We start from the raw sequence: 18,425 nt of genomic DNA, 5'->3' as shown, positions 1-18,425 counted from the left end.
TGTAACGACATGAGACAATCCCTGACTTTCATTCCAACTCTTCGAGAGGTGCCGGCAGATGCTGAGGCAAAAAGTCATCAGCTCTTAGTAAGAGCTGGGTTCATTAGACAAAATACAAGCGGAATCTATCATTATCTGCCGCTTGCTCATAAAGTCATCCAGCATATTCAATCCATTGTTCGCAAGGAAATGGAAAAGGCAGGAGCAGCTGAGCTGTTAATGCCAGTGCTGCAGCAGGCAGAAATGTGGCAAGAGTCAGGAAGATGGTATACATACGGTCCAGAATTGATGCGTATGAAAGATCGTCATGGCCGCGAGTTCGCACTTGGCCCAACGCACGAAGAGGTGATCACATCACTCGTACGCAGCGAAGTAAAATCGTATAAGAAGCTTCCTTTAACTCTTTATCAAATTCAATCAAAATTCCGCGATGAACAGAGACCGCGTTTTGGGCTGCTGCGCGGACGTGAATTTATTATGAAGGATGCGTACTCATTCCATTCTTCACCAGAAAGCCTTGATGACACATACAACAAGATGTTTACAGCTTACTCCAATGTATTCTCAAAAGTAGGTCTTAATTTTAGACCAGTCATTGCAGATTCTGGTGCAATGGGAGGAAAAGATACACATGAGTTTATGGCACTGTCAGAAGTAGGAGAAGATACAATTGCATACTCTGACACATCTTCCTATGCTGCGAACATTGAAATGGCTGAAGCTGTTTATCACGGAGAAGAAGCAAATCCTGCGGACTTCAAAGAACTTGAAAAAGTCCACACACCGCAAGTGAAAACGATTCAAGACATCGCTGGATTTTTAGAAGTTGATTCTTCTCTTTGTATCAAATCTGTTTTGTTTAAAGCAGATGATGCGTATGTTCTAATCCTGACTAGAGGCGACCATGAAGTAAATGATGTGAAAGTGAAAAACTTGGTAGGAGCACAGCTTGTAGAGCTTGCTACTCGCGAAGAAGTACTAGAAGTCATTGGAACAGAGCCTGGATTTGTTGGTCCTGTGAAGCTGGAAGCAGAAGTCGATATTTATGCAGACCTTGCGGTTAAAGGCATGACAAATGCTGTCGCAGGTGCAAACGAAGCGGATTATCACTATGTCAATGTCAATCCTGCGCGTGATGTATCAGTGAAAGAATTCACAGATCTTCGTTTGATTCAAGAAGGAGATGTTTCTCCAGATGGAGAAGGCACAATCCAGTTTGCCAAAGGGATTGAAGTAGGACAAGTCTTTAAACTAGGCACTCGTTATTCTGAGTCAATGGATGCGACGTACCTCGATGAGAATGGACGAGCGCAGCCAATGATTATGGGATGCTATGGTATCGGTATCTCTAGAACTCTTTCAGCAATTGTTGAACAGCATCACGATGAGAAAGGAATCATTTGGCCCGAAACTGTTGCGCCATATGACCTTCATCTCCTTGCATTAAATATGAAAAACGATGCTCAAAAAGAGCTGGCTGAAACGTTATACGAGCGCTTAGAAGATGAGGGCTTTGACGTACTTTTCGATGACCGCCAAGAGCGTGCCGGAGTAAAATTTGCAGACAGTGATTTAATTGGGCTGCCAATTCGCATTAGCTGCGGAAAACGTTCAGAAGAAGGCATTGTTGAAGTGAAGTTTAGAAAATCAGGTGAATCACATGAAGTATCTGTTGATGAGCTGATTTCATTTATACGCCAAGCATAAAAACGAACAAAAAAATGAAGGTACCTCCTGTAGAAAAGAGGTACCTTTCTGATTGACAAAAGGAGGGTTCTGTCTTGGATGAACAATTACCGATCACACGGCGGCAATTTCATATATTACTCAATCAGATTCAAATGACAGATGATGACCTCAGTCGTTACTTTGAAGAAGGAGAAATCGTCAAATTGACGGTGCATAAGGCGACGAAAACTTGGCATTTCCTTTTTAAATTTAAGGCGCTTCTGCCTTACAAGGTATATGCGATGTTTCTCAGCAGGCTGACAAATGCATTTTCTCATATTGCACAAGTCACTTGTACGATTGAAGTCAATGATCCGAACATCTCTGAAGAGCTCGTTCAATCGTATTGGTCACATTGTGTGGAAGAGCTTCAAGGAATTTCTCCTCCAATCATCAGCTTGCTTCAGCAGCAAAAACCATCGCTGTCTGGACATAAAATCATCATCAAAACGAAAAGCGAAACAGAGGCTTTGGCCATCAAGAAGAAGTACAGCCCAATGCTCCAGGCTGCTTTTAAACAAGTGGGCTTTCCAGAGCTGCAATTCGATACAGAAATTTTTGTATCAGATCAAGAGATTCAGAAGTTCAGAGAACAAAAGCTTGCTGAAGATCAAGAAAGAGCGATGCAAGCCCTCACTGAGATGGAGAAGAAGGAAAGTGAGGAGCAGGATGAAGCTCCGTCTGGCCCTCTCATGATTGGCTATCAAATTAAAGACAATGAAGAAATTCGTACGCTTGATAGTATTATGGATGAGGAACGAAGAATCACCGTTCAAGGCTACGTATTCGATGCAGAAACGCGTGAGCTGAAAAGCGGCAGAACGCTTTGTATCTTTAAGATTACAGATTATACAAACAGTATTTTAATCAAAATGTTTGCAAGAGAAAAAGAAGATGCCCAGCTGATGAAATCATTGAAAAAAGGCATGTGGGTCAAAGCAAGAGGAAGCATTCAAAACGATACGTTTGTCAGAGACCTTGTCATGATTGCCAATGACGTCAATGAAATGAAACCTCAGCTGAAAGAGGATACGGCACCTGAGGGTGAGAAACGTGTCGAGCTTCATTTGCATTCCCCAATGAGCCAAATGGATGCTGTCACTGGCATTGGCAGGCTGGTGGAACAAGCAAAAAAATGGGGACATGAAGCGATTGCCCTGACGGATCATGCGGTTGTACAATCCTTCCCAGATGCGTATGCAGCAAGTAAAAAACATGACATCAAAATGATGTACGGTGTGGAAATCAACTTGGTCGACGACGGAGTACCCATTGCCTATAATCCGGAGCACCGTTTGTTAGATGACGCGACGTATGTCGTATTTGACGTAGAGACAACTGGACTTTCAGCCGTTTATGACACGATCATTGAGCTGGCAGCAGTGAAAATAAAAGGCGGGGAAATCATTGACCGCTTTGAGGCATTTGCAAATCCTCATCACCCATTATCAGCGACAACGATCGAATTAACGGGTATTACGGATGATATGGTCAGAGATGCTCCAGATGTCGTCGATGTCGTGCGCGATTTCAAAGAATGGATTGGACAAGATATCCTTGTTGCGCACAATGCAAGTTTTGATATGGGCTTTTTAAATGCAGCGTACAAACGCCTGTTAAAAACAGATAAAGCGTCAAACCCTGTGATTGATACACTTGAACTTGGCCGATTCCTTTACCCTGAATTTAAAAATCACCGGCTCAATACACTTTGTAAAAAGTTCGATATAGAACTGACGCAGCATCACCGGGCCATTTACGATGCAGAGGCGACAGGCTACCTCATGCTGAAGATGCTAAAAGATGCGGCTGAAAAAGAAATTGCCTATCACGATCAATTGAATGAAAACATGGGTCAGTCTAATGCCTACCAGCGCTCACGTCCTTACCATGCCATTCTGATCGCACAAAATGAGACCGGTCTGAAAAATTTATTCAAACTTGTTTCTCTTTCTCATATTCATTATTTCTACCGGGTGCCGCGCATTCCGCGCTCACAGCTTGAGAAATATCGAGAAGGTTTAATTATCGGGTCTGCCTGTGATAAGGGTGAGGTCTTTGAAGGGATGATGCAAAAATCACCTGATGAGGTGGAAGACATTGCAGCATTTTACGACTATTTAGAAGTTCATCCGCCAGAAGTGTATCAGCATCTGCTGCAGCTGGAGCTTGTTCGAGATGAACGTGCGTTAAAAGAAATCATCACAAACATTGTGAAGCTTGGCGAAAAGCTCAATAAACCAGTCGTGGCAACTGGAAATGTGCATTATCTGCATCCAGAAGACAAAATTTATCGTAAAATCTTAATTTCATCACAGGGTGGAGCAAATCCGCTTAACCGTCACGAACTGCCAAAAGTTCATTTTAGAACGACAGATGAAATGCTTGAAGCATTCTCCTTCCTAGGAGACGAAAAAGCGAAAGAGATCGTCGTGGCGAATACGAAAAAAGTATCTGAGATGGTCGAAAGCATTAAACCAATCAAAGATGACCTATACACACCAAAAATTGAAGGTGCAGATGAAGAAATACGGGAAATGAGCTATCAAATGGCGCGCAGCATCTACGGAGATGATTTGCCGAAAATTGTAGAAGACCGTATTGAGAAAGAATTAAAAAGTATTATCGGCCATGGATTCGCCGTTATTTACTTAATCTCTCATAAGCTTGTAAAGAAATCACTTGATGATGGATATCTTGTTGGTTCAAGGGGATCTGTCGGCTCATCTCTTGTTGCAACATTAACAGAGATTACCGAAGTGAACCCACTTGCCCCGCATTATGTATGTCCAAGCTGTAAGCATTCGGAGTTCTTTAATGACGGATCTGTTGGTTCAGGCTTTGACCTTCCTGACAAAGACTGCCCAGAATGTGGTACGCCGTACAAAAAAGATGGACATGATATTCCGTTTGAAACGTTCTTAGGTTTTAAAGGAGACAAAGTCCCTGATATCGACTTGAACTTCTCAGGTGAATATCAGCCGATTGCACATAACTATACGAAAGAGCTGTTCGGTGAAGAGTATGTATACCGAGCAGGTACGATTGGTACTGTTGCAGAAAAAACAGCATATGGTTACGTGAAAGGCTACGCTGGAGATCATAATCTTCATATGAGGGGCGCAGAAATCGACCGGCTTGTCCAAGGCTGTACAGGGGTCAAACGGACAACGGGCCAGCATCCAGGCGGTATTATCGTAGTGCCGGATTATATGGACATTTATGATTTCTCACCAATTCAATATCCAGCAGATGCGACAGGTTCTGATTGGAAAACGACGCATTTTGATTTCCATTCAATCCATGACAACTTGCTCAAGCTGGATATACTAGGGCACGATGATCCAACGGTTATTCGTATGCTACAGGATTTAAGCGGAATCGATCCAAAAACGATTCCAACAGACGATCCAGAAGTGATGAAAATTTTCCAAGGAACAGAGCCTCTAGGTGTAACAGAAGAGCAAATTGGCTGTAAAACAGGTACACTCGGTATTCCGGAGTTTGGGACAAGGTTTGTTCGGCAAATGCTTGAGGATACAAAACCAACGACCTTCTCAGAGCTCGTTCAGATCTCTGGACTATCACACGGGACGGATGTATGGCTCGGAAACGCGCAAGAACTCATTCACAATAAAACGTGTGAACTAAGTGAAGTGATTGGGTGTCGTGACGATATTATGGTCTATCTCATCTATCAGGGCTTAGAGCCGTCACTCGCATTTAAAATCATGGAGTCTGTTCGTAAAGGAAAGGGACTTCCCCCTGAATGGGAAGAAGAAATGAAGAATAATAATGTACCGAACTGGTATATTGATTCTTGTAAAAAGATCAAATACATGTTCCCTAAGGCCCACGCAGCTGCTTACGTATTAATGGCTGTACGGATTGCCTACTTCAAGGTGCATCATGCACTTTTATACTATGCGGCTTACTTTACCGTTCGTGCAGATGACTTTGATATCGAAACGATGACAAAAGGATCGAATGCGATTCGAGCAGTCATGGACGATATTAACTCAAAAGGTCTAGATGCATCACCGAAAGAAAAGAACCTATTAACTGTACTAGAGCTTGCACTTGAAATGTGTGAAAGAGGCTACCATTTCAAAAAAGTGGACCTCTATCGATCAAGTGCAACAGAGTTTATCATTGATGGAGATGGATTAATTCCGCCATTCAACTCGATCCCTGGACTCGGAACAAACGTTGCGTTAAATATTGTTCGCGCACGACAAGACGGGGAATTCCTTTCAAAAGAAGATTTACAAAAACGCGGAAAAGTGTCGAAAACGATTCTAGAATATTTAGATCGTCAAGGCTGCTTAGAAGCACTTCCCGATCAAAACCAGCTTTCTTTGTTTTAATGCGATTCATGAAGAGCGTCCTTAAAGGGGCGTTCTTTTTTAATATACAATAATTTTATTATGTTAACTAATAAAGATTTTCCACCAAATGGAATCATTTTCTTATTCATTCATATAACTTGATTTAACGTGATGTTTTAAGAGAAGAGATTGTATGTCATTCTTTCTACCCAAATAGAGCAAAAAAGAGAATTTCGCCGTCTGAAATGTTCTCATGCGACATATGATCATTCTGGGTACAGTCACAAAAAGAATCAAGAGAAAAAACCTTCGATGAGCGTAAAGCTGATTGCTGTTTACTATGCTTATTTTTGAAACGTATTTGATTCTTTTCAAAACTGTTCAAATCACGTTCTGAATAAAAGGAGGTGGCTTGTCTATTCATGTTTGACTAAAAAGAAGGAGTGAGTCATACGGAAATGGCATCTTATAACTATGTAGAGGTTCTTCAAAAATCCTTGTTGTTTTATGAAGCGCAGCGGTCTGGAAAGCTTCCCGAAAGCAGCCGTCTCAACTGGCGGGGAGATTCTGGACTAGAGGACGGGAAGGATGTAGGGCATGATTTAACTGGCGGCTGGTATGACGCAGGTGATCATGTGAAATTTGGGCTTCCGATGGCCTACTCAGCAGCTGTGCTTGCATGGACAGTATATGAATACCGAGAAGCCTATGAAGAGGCAGAACTGCTTGATGACATCCTCGATCAAATCAGGTGGGCAACGGATTATTTTTTGAAAGCACATACAGGTCCGAACGAGTTTTGGGCGCAGGTAGGTGATGGGAACGCTGATCATGCTTGGTGGGGACCGGCAGAAGTGATGCCGATGAGCCGGCCAGCTTTTAAAATTGATGAAAATTGTCCAGGAACAGAAGTAGCCGCACAAACTGCTGCAGCTTTAGCAGCGAGTTCTATCATTTTTAAAGAGACAGATGCCCCTTATGCAGCAAAGCTTCTGACCCACGCGAAACAGCTTTATGCATTTGCTGACAGGTATCGCGGCGAGTATACAGATTGTGTCACAAACGCTCAGCCGTTTTACAACTCCTGGAGCGGCTATATTGACGAACTCATTTGGGGCGGAATCTGGCTGTACTTGGCAACAAATGAAGAGACCTATTTAAATCAAGCACTAAAAGCAGTAGAAGAATGGCAAAAGGATTGGGATTATACGTTTACCATGTCATGGGACAATACTTTCTTCGCTTCACAAATCTTACTCGCAAGAATCACGAAGGAGAATAGATTTATAGAATCGACAGAGCGTAACCTCGATTACTGGACCACAGGTCTTGTTCAAAATGGAAAAGTCGAAAGAATCACTTATACGCCTGGCGGTTTGGCATGGCTAGATCAATGGGGATCGCTTCGTTATACAGCAAATGCAGCATTTTTAGCCTTTGTCTATGCTGATTGGGTTTCAGATGAAGAAAAAAAGAATCGATATCAAACGTTTGCGGTCAATCAAACTCACTATATGCTTGGTGATAATCCGCTCAATAGAAGCTATGTCGTTGGGTTTGGCCAGAACCCGCCGAAGCATCCACACCATCGAACTGCACATGGCTCATGGTCTAACCAGCTGACAAATCCTCCGTATCATCGGCACACTCTTTATGGAGCGCTTGTTGGCGGGCCTAATGCACAGGATCAATATGACGATGACATCTCCGATTATGTATCAAACGAGGTGGCGACGGACTATAATGCCGCCTTTACTGGAAATATAGCCAAAATGGTGCAGCTGTTTGGAAAGGGGCAATCTAAGCTGCCAAATTTCCCGCCTAAAGAACAGGCTCAGGATGAGTTTTTTGTAGAGGCAGCTCTGATGAATAACGATACAACATCAACTCAGGTGAAGGCGGTTCTATACAATCGGTCCGGCTGGCCGGCAAGAAGCAGTCAAACGCTGTCCTTTAGATATTATGTCAATCTGAGTGAGGTCTTTGCAAAGGGATTCACTGAAAAAGATATTCAAGTGACAGCAGCCTACAATGAAGGCGCTTCCTTATCTCCGCTGAAGGTATATGACGCATCAGCCCACGTATATTATGCAGAAATTGATTTTACGGGCGTAGCGATTTTTCCTGGAGGAGAATCAGAGCATAAGAAGGAAATACAATTTCGATTATCTGCACCAAATGGGGCGAATATATGGGATGCCTCAAATGATTATTCCTTTCAAGGCTTAACTTCCAATATGCAAAAAACAGCGAGGATTCCTGTTTTTGATGATGGTGCTTTGGTATTTGGTGCACTTCCAGACAAATAAAAATCAAGATGTATTGAAAGGGTGAAGAACTTGTCAAACAAAGAACGGTTTTTAACGCTTTATCATCAAATTAAAAGTGATGCGAATGGATATTTTTCATCAGAAGGAATTCCGTATCATTCAATCGAGACGCTCATTTGCGAAGCGCCTGATTACGGGCATATGACAACTTCAGAAGCGTATAGCTATTGGCTGTGGCTTGAGGTGTTGTACGGACATTACACAGGGGATTGGAGCAAATTAGAGGCAGCCTGGGACAATATGGAGAAGTACATCATCCCAGTAAATGAAGATGGAAATGATGAGCAGCCGCATATGAGCGCCTACAATCCTTCTAGCCCAGCCACATACGCAGCAGAAAAACCATACCCGGATCAATACCCTAGCCAGTTAAGCGGTGCTCGTCCTGCGGGTCAAGATCCGATTGATGGTGAATTGAAATCAACCTATGGAACGAATGAAACGTATTTAATGCACTGGCTGCTTGATGTCGATAACTGGTATAAATATGGAAACTTGCTCAACCCATCACATAAAGCTGCATATGTGAACACGTTCCAGCGCGGGCCGCAGGAATCCGTATGGGAGGCCATCCCTCATCCTTCACAAGATGATAAATCTTTTGGAAAGCCGAATGAAGGCTTTATGAGCTTGTTCACAAAAGAAAATCAAGCACCAGCTGCTCAGTGGCGCTATACCAATGCGACGGATGCTGATGCGCGTGCAATACAAGTGATGTATTGGGCGAAGGAACTCGGCTATAATGAGTCAGCCTATCTTGATAAAGCGAAAAAAATGGGGGATTTTCTTCGTTACGGTATGTACGATAAATATTTTCAAACGATTGGAAGCGGCAAACAGGGGAATCCGTACCCTGGAAACGGAAAGGGTGCCTGTCATTACTTAATGGCGTGGTATACCTCTTGGGGCGGAGGACTTGGCGACCATGCCAACTGGTCATGGCGTATTGGAGCTAGCCATTGTCACCAAGGGTATCAAAACCCTGTCGCCGCTTATGCTTTATCCTCAGACAAAGGAGGCTTAAAGCCATCTTCCGCTACTGGTGCAAGCGATTGGGAAAAAACATTAAAAAGGCAGCTTGAATTTTATGTATGGCTTCAATCTAAAGAGGGAGCGATTGCAGGAGGTGCAACCAATAGCTGGAATGGAGACTATAGTGCTTATCCGGCGGGAAGAAGTACTTTTTACGATATGGCATATGAGGATGCACCTGTTTATCTTGACCCGCCTTCTAATAACTGGTTTGGGATGCAGGCATGGCCGATGGAGCGCGTAGCAGAGCTTTATTACATTTTTGTGAAAGATGGAGACAAAACATCTGAAAATGTCCAAATGGCCAAATCTTGCATCACAAAATGGGTCAACTATGCATTAGATTACATTTTTATCGGCAGCCGTCCTGTGTCGGATGAAGAGGGTTATTTCTTAGATGACCAAGGACAAAGAATTCTAGGAGGAACAAATGCTGCTGTTGCTACAACGAGTGCACCTGGCGAGTTTTGGCTTCCTGGAAATATTGCTTGGAGCGGACAGCCTGACACTTGGAATGGGTTCCAGTCTGCAACAGGAAATCCAAACTTAACAGCTGTAACAAAAGATCCAACTCAGGATACGGGCGTACTAGGGAGTCTAGTCAAGGCTTTAACTTTCTTTGCTGCTGCCACTAAGCTAGAAACAGGGGATTATACAGCGCTTGGTGTCAGAGCGAAAGATGCTGCCGCACAGCTCCTTGAGGTTGCGTGGAATTACAATGATGGCGTGGGCATTGTAACAGAAGAAGAAAGAGAGGACTATGACCGCTTCTTTAAAAAAGAAGTGTATTTCCCAAATGGTTGGAACGGGACATTTGGTCAAGGGAATCAGATTCCTGGAGCCAGCACTATTCCTTCTGATCCGCAGCGAGGAGGTAATGGGGTCTATACGAGTTTTGCTGATCTTCGTCCGAACATTAAACAAGATCCAGCATGGTCTTCACTCGAGAGTAAATATCAGTCTTCATTTAATGAAGCAACAGGCAAATGGGAGAATGGGGCACCGGTTTTCACCTATCACCGTTTCTGGTCTCAAGTGGATATGGCCACTGCCTACGCTGAATATCATCGTCTCATCAACTAGCAGGTCAAATTTAAGCTGCCGGTTTCTTTGAGCCGGCAGTTTGATTAGGAAATATAAATCCAGTGAAGATAAGGGTGTTTTTACATGGTCAAAGAAAGAAGTTTTCTTCATCAATCATTAAACAAGGGCGAAAATGGGCAGATAAATCTGATGTGGAAAAAAGAGGCGAATGATCGAATTTCAGAGCATAGACAAAGAGATCTTGAAATAAATGTCACAAATCACGAAAAAAAGCCAATAGCAGGTATAGAGGTTGAGATTAAGCAAAATAGGCATGAATTCGCATTTGGTTCAGCGATGAATGACCAAGTGTTGTTTAATCAACAATATGCCGATTTTTTTGTGAAGTATTTTAATTGGGCTGTTTTTGAAAATGAGGCAAAATGGTATGCGAATGAGCCTGAAAGAGGGAAAATCACTTACGAAAAAGCAGATGCGATGCTGAATTTTGCAGATAAACATCAACTTCCAGTGAGAGGGCACGCTTTATTTTGGGAGGTAGAGGATGCGAATCCAAGCTGGCTGAGGTCACTACCGAATCACGAAGTGTATGAAGCCATGAAAAACCGGCTTGAGCATGCGGGTAATCATTTTAAAGGGAGATTCCGTCATTGGGATGTAAACAATGAAATGATGCATGGTTCATTTTTTAAAGATCGCTTCGGGAAAAATATTTGGAAGTGGATGTATGAAGAAACGAAAAAAATTGACCCTCAAGCACTATTGTTTGTGAATGATTATAATGTGATCTCATATGGTGAGCACCACGCTTATAAAGCGCATATCAATGAACTGCGTCAGTTAGGCGCACCTATTGAGGCGATAGGTGTTCAAGGACATTTTGAAGAACGGGTCGATCCAGTCGTTGTAAAAGAGAGGCTCGATGTGCTTGCTGAGCTTGGTCTTCCTATATGGGTTACAGAGTACGATTCTGTTCACCCTGACGCTAATAGAAGAGCGGATAACCTAGAGGCTTTATATCGCGTCGCATTTAGTCATCCAGCCGTAAAAGGAGTGCTAATGTGGGGATTTTGGGCAGGTGCCCATTGGAGAGGTGAGCATGCGGCCATCGTGAATTATGATTGGTCTTTAAATGAAGCAGGCCGACGTTACGAAAAGCTTCTAAATGAGTGGACGACACAAAGAGTTGAAAAAACAGATGCTAATGGCAATGTGACATGTCGAGCATTTCACGGGACATATGAGATTCGAATCGGTAAAGAAAGTAAACTGTTAAAACAACAGACAATTGAACTTGATTCAAATGAACAAGCACCGCTTCGGCTAGATGTGATCGTACCTGAAGAAGGCTAGATTGTGAGGGGAATTTAAATGAAGAAATGGACTCAAAGAGTGTCTTGCTTCATACTTGTGGCCGCTATATGGGCCGGGTGGTTTTCACTTACAATTAAGGCCGCCTCTTATGTACAGACGTCTGGTACACAATTTACGCTGAACAATCAACCATTTTACTTCGCTGGCACAAATAATTACTATTTCCATTACAAATCTAAAAAGATGGTAGATGCTGTGTTCGATGATATGAAAGCAATGAATTTAAAGGTCATACGTATTTGGGGATTTCACGATGGGGCCCCTCAAGAAAACTCAGTCTTACAATCTAGTCCAGGGGTCTATGAAGAATCGGGTTTTCAAAAACTAGATTATGCGATTTATAAAGCGGGACAGGAAGGAATAAAACTTGTCATCCCACTAGTGAACAATTGGGATGATTTTGGCGGGATGAATCAATACGTAAAGTGGTTCGAGGCAGGAGCGCATGATGCCTTTTATACAGATCCTCGTATACAAAAAGCTTACAAAAATTATGTGCGCTATGTATTAGAAAGAACCAATACGTACACAGGTGTTCAATATAAGGACGATCCAGCTATTATGACTTGGGAATTAGCTAATGAGCCGCGTGTGCAGTCAGATCCAACGGGAAATATACTAGTCAAATGGGCAGATGAAATGAGTACGTGGATCAAATCGCTGGATCGTCACCATCTTGTTGCAGTAGGAGATGAAGGGTTCTTTCGCATACCAGGACATGAAGACTGGTTTTATGGAGGCGGAGAAGGCGTTGATTGGGATCGTTTGACGGCTCTCTCTAATATCGATTATGGAACCTATCATCTGTACCCAGATCACTGGAACAAGTCAGCTGCTTGGGGAGTGAAATGGATCGAAGACCATATCACCCGCGGGAAGTCAATCGGAAAACCAGTTGTGTTAGAAGAGTTTGGCGTTCAAAATCAATCAGCGCGTCCTGACGTATATCAAAGCTGGCTGTCAGCGGTTGAGCGGCTCGGAGGAGCTGGCAGTCAATTTTGGATTTTAACAAGTATTCAGGACGATGATTCGCTCTATCGGGATTATGACGGTTTCCGCATCATAAAGGGGAGCAGGGAGGCAGCACTTATCAGTGAACATGCGAAAAGAATGAACGAAAAGAACTGATGGCGAATGCCTGCTGAATAAGGAACTTCATTTGCTGTTTATATTGCTTAAACCAAGTTTTCAGAAAGGATCAAGAGACAGAAGGTATTTATGAGATTTCGTTCCCCCTAAAAAAAGGAGGTGGTTATTTTTTTATCTTAATTTGTAAAAAAACATTTCCATTAACTTGACTAAATGGAAATTTAACTCTATACTCTGTAGTACAGAGTTCTTTGTGGAAGAGGAGTTTATTTATGCCGAATGAAAAATCGAATAATTCAGAAATATTAGAGAATTTATCTCATATCAAGACGATTACAAACTATAAAACAGAGTATTGTAAACAAACAAGTATTTATTTTATCATTTGGGGCCTTATTTGGATAATGGGATATTCAATACCTTTACTTTTTGCTAATTCAATAACTATAGGTGTCTTTTGGCTTGTTTTAGGTATTGTGGGCTGGGTTATCACTTTAACTACATATTTTAAACAAAGGAAAATGATACCAATGCCCTTGTTTTTAAGAACTCAATTGCAATACACATGGCTTGGTCTTGGAATCATTTTAGGTATCTTTATTTTTTTAATATGTGTTGGTTTATTACCATATACAGTAGATAATTTACCTTTTTATATTGTTTTATTGGTATCCATAATGTATTTACTTTTAGGTATTGTTCTAGCTAAAGAGATTTTTATTATGGGGTTCTGGTTAAGTGTTTTAGGTGTAACTACATTTTTATTATTTCCTAGTTTAATGAACATTATCTTTGCTTTTATTGGTGGAGGAAGTTTGTTATTAACTGGTGTGATTTTAAAAAGAAAAGGACAAGGAAATGAGTAATGTCAATAGTTTAAATGATTTAATCCATCCAAAAGTCCGGTTAGGGATTATGAGTTTATTAATGATTTATGAAACATGTGATTTTACCTTCTTAAAAGGTTCTTTATCTGTAACAGACGGGAATTTGGGCTCGCATTTAAAAAAATTAGAAGAAGCGGGCTATGTGCTAATTAAAAAGACCTTTGTGGATAAAAAACCAAAAACAATAGTTAGTATAACAGATTTAGGAGAGCACGCTTACAAAGAATATTTGAGAGTTATTGAAGCCATTTTAAAAAATAAATGAGATGAAAGGAAAGAATGCCGAATGTTGAAAATAGAGAACGTCAGTAAAAAATATGGAACTTCCCAAGCATTAAGAAGTATTACATTAACGATTCCAGAAGGAGTTTGTTATGGATTAATAGGTCCAAACGGCTCTGGTAAATCAACCTTGATGAAAATTATATCTCATATAATTAAATCTTATGAAGGAAAAGTTGAGCATGTTGGTGAGTCTAAAAGTGCGCTTGGCTACATCCCGCAAGACATCAGCTTAGAGGAAAAATTAACAGCTAAAGTAAATATGGAGTTTTTTGGACAGATTTATGGTTTAAAAGGGAAAACATTAGATGAAAGAGTAGAAAAAACACTAAAAGATGTAGGATTGTGGGAAAGAGCAAATGATATAGTTGAAAATTTTTCAGGAGGAATGAAACGCCGTTTGAATATTGGCTGCGCTCTCATGCACGCCCCTGAGTTAATTCTTTTAGATGAACCGACAGTGGGGGTAGATCCTCAATCAAGACGTTATATTTTTGACATAATCAACAAATTGAAGGAAGAGGGAAGAACTATTATCTATGTTAGTCATTATATGGAGGAAATAGAGAGTTTATGTGATTATGTGGCTTTCATTGATAAAGGAAAAATTATTGAAGAAGGAAAAATAGGTGAACTTTTGAATCGTTATGCAGAAACATCTGTCTTTTTTGAATCTATGATTCCTAATAAAACATTAACTAGTCTCGGGTATGATTTTGTAACTTATCAAGGCGGTGTGTTAGTTAAAACAACAAAACCATTAGAAACTTTAGAAGGTTTGGCTAAACTGAGTAAAAAAGAATCATTGGTACCCGAACAATTATCTTTGTACAGACCAAGACTTGAAGATGTATTTTTTCAATTAACAGGAACGGATTTGCGTGATCAATTCCAATAAAAATGTCTTTATGAATGAAAACCACTCTCATATTTCAATTCATATAACTTATAAGAGTGACTGACATAGTGAAGAGGCATAAATCAAACGAACAGAATTACCTTGTGTGAACCTTCTATTTAAAATAATAAGTAGGTTAGTTAAGATTATTTGACTAATTATAATTAAACACATCCATAAATGGTAAAATAATTAAAAAATGTGATTATTTTAAAAGTGATATAAGAATTTGAATTAAATTAATATAACGGGAGTGATTTTTATGTGGCCATTAGTCCGCATCGAATCTATAAAACAGGTGAAAGATCGATCTTTGTTGTTCTGGACCATTTTGTTGCCAGTTGCTTCAATTATTCTTTTAATAGAATTATTTACATCAGGTAGTTCACAAGCACAAAAAACATTAGTTGCTTCTCAATCGGTTACAGGAATGAGCGTGTTTTTTTCCACATTTGTTATTATTTCAATTGTAATTAGCTTTGTAAAAGATCGAGAGAAAGGAATTGTGGCAAGGCTGGCAAGTACTCCCTTACAGCCGCATAATTTTTTTCTTGGAAAGTGCGTTCCGTTTTTTGTCATCATTTTATTTCAAGTTTTGTTGTTAACCATTTTGGGTGTTTACTTATATGGTATTGAAATAACACAATACAGCTCGTATTTCTTAGTAGTTGTCCTATTATCAATGCAAGTCACTTCATGGGGAGTAGCCATCGCCGCATTTGCTAAAACTGAGAATACAGGCTTAGTGATGACGAACATGATTGCTTTAGGGACAGCGGTTGCTTGTGGTTTATGGACTCCATTTGATCAATTACCTAGTTATTTAAAAATAATTGGTATGCTCTTCCCGCAGTATTGGGCACATCAAGGGTTAGTGCAATCAGTATCAACACTACCCGGGGGGGAGAATTTGATCTTAGTAACAGTAGTCCTTATAGGTTATACACTGTTAGGATTTATTCTTTCGTTGGTTGGCTATAAAAAATATATAAAGAGAGCCAGGGGCTAGGCTATAAAAATTTCAACTGAATGTTATGCACATAAACTAACTTAAATTTTAATGATTTATCTAAACTTCAAGTAGTCTAATTTCTAGAACGTTGACCGAAAAATCAATACTTGTAAGCCGTCTTTTTATAAAAGGAGTGGGGCAATGTTAAGTGAAAAGTTAAAATTATATGTTGAAAGTTGTTTTCGGCCATATAAAAAAGACAAAACATATGAAGAAAAGAAAAAAGAATTATTAGAGATGCTTGGAAATGTTAAATTAAAACTGAAAAATGCTGGAACAAAAGATGAAGAAGTTCAGGATATGCTTATTGAAAAGCTGAAATCAGGTGAAATAAGCATTGATGTCAATACATTAGTTATTGATGATCATAACCGAGTAGAGCATGTGAAAAAAATATTTGTTAATGCTGATTTAGATTGGCTGACTTTTATAAATGTTAAGTATAAGTTGTGCGATTTTAAAGGGCTATCGATCGTACAAAAAGTGATGAACCATTCAGAATTTAATGGGTGTTATCTAAGAAAAATGAATGTTAGCAATTCTAAAATTTCCACATCAACTTTTGAAAAGAGTGATTTGACTCAATCTCATTTTGAACATTGTGAGATAACGAATTCATCTTTATATGGCTGTCATTTACCCAATGTTCGTATTGATGAATCATCTTTAATAAATGTTTCATTTGAAAATTGTTATTTTAAAAACATCTCTTTTGAGAATTCTAAATTAATAAATGTTAATTTCAAATCATGTACGTTTAAAAAATTAAATTTTATTGGAGTGACAATGGATAAAATGACTTATCATATCTTAGAAGGAGAAGGGGCTGATTTAAGCAGTGTGAAAGTAATCGATAGTTAATGTAGTAGGCTGTTGAGAAAAATCTCAATAGCCTTTTTTTGTTTTATCCACTATCCATTAGTGTGCCTTTGGGTTAAACATTCAAATATACGTAAGAGAAACAGTCATATAGAGAATTTAAATTGAAGTACAAGTATTAGTTTAATTATAAGATGAAGCTTTACAAATGCGAGTTAAATGCAAGGTTTTCGTTAAGGAGAATAAGTATGGGAAATTTTTTTTCAAATAAAAGATGCCCACACACCTAGCTAAGTCTGCTTCGCTAAGTGTGTGGGAGATCTTTTCAATCATATATTGCGAAAAAACCTAAAGTTGATTAGAAAGTTGAAGAACTTGAGATGATTGTTGTGCAAGTGCAACGCGCAGCCATTGGTTCGAATAAATGTTGACCTTCCCCATGTACCTTAGCAGACAAAGCAGTTGGAATTGTAATTTTAGTCATCTTTAAACCTCCTTAAATAAAATTTATCAACATAGATTATGTAGTTGATATATTACATATGATGGTTCATAAGTCTTTATTTGTCAATAATTAAGTGTGAAAGTTTTATATTTTCTGAAAAGTACATTGATAACACCAGAAAAGTGTGGTTTAATATGACCATGGAAAATAATACTATAATTAAAATTTTATGTATTTAAAGTCATTATATGGTCTCGATGTTGTTTTTTAATTGAGAGGTGATGTTAATTTGGATCAAACGTTTTGGGTATTTAGATATTAAGTTAATAAATGTATGAAAAAAGTCGAGGTTAACTATGTTATGAAGAACTCAAAAAGAAGATTACTATTTTTGTTAAAAGTTTAACCATTTTATTTAACTGAGAGTCAAGAAAGAGAAAAGAGGGAAGTGCTGTTTATGAGTATTCATTATGTCGGTATTAGAGAACCAATAAAAGTCTATTTAGAGAAGATGAGAGTTGATTATGACGACTACCCTGTTCAAATAATTGATTTGGGCGGAGCTGTAAGTTATGACAAAGAATACTTTATAAATAATACTGATTTTCAAACGGAAACAATTATTTTATCTAATAGAAGGCATAATGTCGAGGATGAACTAGGTTCTCTTGAAAGTGAATTATTGGAAATTTATCAGAATAGTATGCTTTATAGGACTTCACCGCTTGATATCAATATAGAACTTTATAGAGGATGGGCAGGTGCTACTGGAAAATTAATAACTGCATTTTCTCCCGAGGGAGTTAATTGGATCAATACAAGAGATGTTGTAAAGGCATGTTTGATCCCTAAAAAAGATGTTAGAAAGCGTGCTGGAAAAGCTTATGATTTAACAGGACCAGAGTTAGTAAGTATGAGTAGGCTGAAGGATATCTTTGAAGAGGATTTAGACATGAAAATTGAATTATATTGTAAAAGTAAAGAAGAGGTTATAACAATTTTATCCCAGAATAATATGCCTTTAGACGTATTAGAATGGTTAGTCGGGTTTCAGGAATATTCTTCTTCAAAACATTTAAAGCCATTTACGAAAACGCTAGAACAAATAATTGGTCACCCCCCAACAAGTGCACAATTATCTAAAAATACAAATTAGT

At 39.5% G+C, this 18,425-nt stretch carries 13 protein-coding genes; 12 read left to right on the top strand and 1 reads right to left on the bottom strand.

Features of this window, described 5'->3' with window-relative positions:
• The first annotated feature begins 9 nt into the window (after window positions 1-9).
• The 11 genes from C6Y03_RS01590 (at window position 10) to C6Y03_RS01540 (ending at window position 16,865) form a co-directional block, all read left to right on the top strand.
• The gene (locus tag C6Y03_RS01590; protein WP_060596281.1) at window positions 10-1,707 is read left to right on the top strand and encodes a proline--tRNA ligase; all 1,698 of its coding nucleotides are present in this window, start codon (window positions 10-12) and stop codon (window positions 1,705-1,707) included.
• Window positions 1,708-1,841: 134 nt separating this feature from the next.
• Window positions 1,842-6,095, top strand: coding sequence for a PolC-type DNA polymerase III (locus C6Y03_RS01585; protein WP_240667871.1), 4,254 nt, complete (start codon window positions 1,842-1,844; stop codon window positions 6,093-6,095).
• Between the two features lie 419 nt (window positions 6,096-6,514).
• Window positions 6,515-8,365, top strand: coding sequence for a glycoside hydrolase family 9 protein (locus C6Y03_RS01580; protein WP_066030899.1), 1,851 nt, complete (start codon window positions 6,515-6,517; stop codon window positions 8,363-8,365).
• A 30-nt stretch (window positions 8,366-8,395) separates the two neighbouring features.
• Window positions 8,396-10,501, top strand: coding sequence for a glycoside hydrolase family 48 protein (locus tag C6Y03_RS01575; RefSeq protein WP_106030850.1), 2,106 nt, complete (start codon window positions 8,396-8,398; stop codon window positions 10,499-10,501).
• An 84-nt stretch (window positions 10,502-10,585) separates the two neighbouring features.
• On the top strand, window positions 10,586-11,815 hold the full coding sequence (locus tag C6Y03_RS01570) for an endo-1,4-beta-xylanase (protein WP_106038740.1): 1,230 nt from the start codon (window positions 10,586-10,588) through the stop codon (window positions 11,813-11,815).
• Between the two features lie 18 nt (window positions 11,816-11,833).
• Window positions 11,834-12,964: a glycoside hydrolase 5 family protein gene (locus tag C6Y03_RS01565; protein WP_106038739.1), complete on the top strand. Its 1,131-nt coding sequence runs from the start codon at window positions 11,834-11,836 to the stop codon at window positions 12,962-12,964.
• 233 nt (window positions 12,965-13,197) lie between these two features.
• On the top strand, window positions 13,198-13,791 hold the full coding sequence (locus C6Y03_RS01560; RefSeq protein WP_106030852.1) for a hypothetical protein: 594 nt from the start codon (window positions 13,198-13,200) through the stop codon (window positions 13,789-13,791).
• Window positions 13,784-14,077, top strand: coding sequence for a winged helix-turn-helix domain-containing protein (locus C6Y03_RS01555; protein ID WP_106030853.1), 294 nt, complete (start codon window positions 13,784-13,786; stop codon window positions 14,075-14,077). The genes C6Y03_RS01560 and C6Y03_RS01555 overlap by 8 nt, the downstream gene beginning before the upstream one ends.
• A gap of 21 nt (window positions 14,078-14,098) precedes the next feature.
• Window positions 14,099-14,992 (top strand): ABC transporter ATP-binding protein, encoded by an 894-nt coding sequence (locus tag C6Y03_RS01550; protein WP_106030854.1) that lies wholly within the window; start codon window positions 14,099-14,101, stop codon window positions 14,990-14,992.
• A 262-nt stretch (window positions 14,993-15,254) separates the two neighbouring features.
• Entirely contained in the window at window positions 15,255-16,001 is a 747-nt protein-coding gene (locus C6Y03_RS01545) for an ABC transporter permease (RefSeq protein WP_003212220.1), read from the top strand.
• Between the two features lie 144 nt (window positions 16,002-16,145).
• A complete protein-coding gene (locus C6Y03_RS01540) occupies window positions 16,146-16,865 on the top strand; it encodes a pentapeptide repeat-containing protein (protein ID WP_106030855.1) in 720 nt (239 codons plus the stop codon).
• 316 nt (window positions 16,866-17,181) lie between these two features.
• Here C6Y03_RS01540 and C6Y03_RS01535 read toward each other — a convergent pair whose 3' ends face one another.
• Entirely contained in the window at window positions 17,182-17,307 is a 126-nt protein-coding gene (locus C6Y03_RS01535; RefSeq protein WP_003212531.1) for a plantazolicin family TOMM peptide, read from the bottom strand.
• 418 nt (window positions 17,308-17,725) lie between these two features.
• Here C6Y03_RS01535 and C6Y03_RS01530 point away from each other — a divergent pair, with 418 nt between their 5' ends.
• Window positions 17,726-18,424 carry a Rossmann-fold NAD(P)-binding domain-containing protein gene (locus C6Y03_RS01530; protein ID WP_106038738.1) on the top strand — a complete coding sequence of 233 codons (699 nt, stop codon included), beginning with the start codon at window positions 17,726-17,728 and terminating at the stop codon, window positions 18,422-18,424.
• The last annotated feature ends 1 nt before the right edge of the window (window position 18,425 follow it).

Source organism: Bacillus sp. LNXM65, assembly GCF_002998575.1.
Lineage (GTDB): Bacteria > Bacillota > Bacilli > Bacillales > Bacillaceae > Bacillus.
This window is presented reverse-complemented; position numbering and strand designations above follow the sequence as displayed.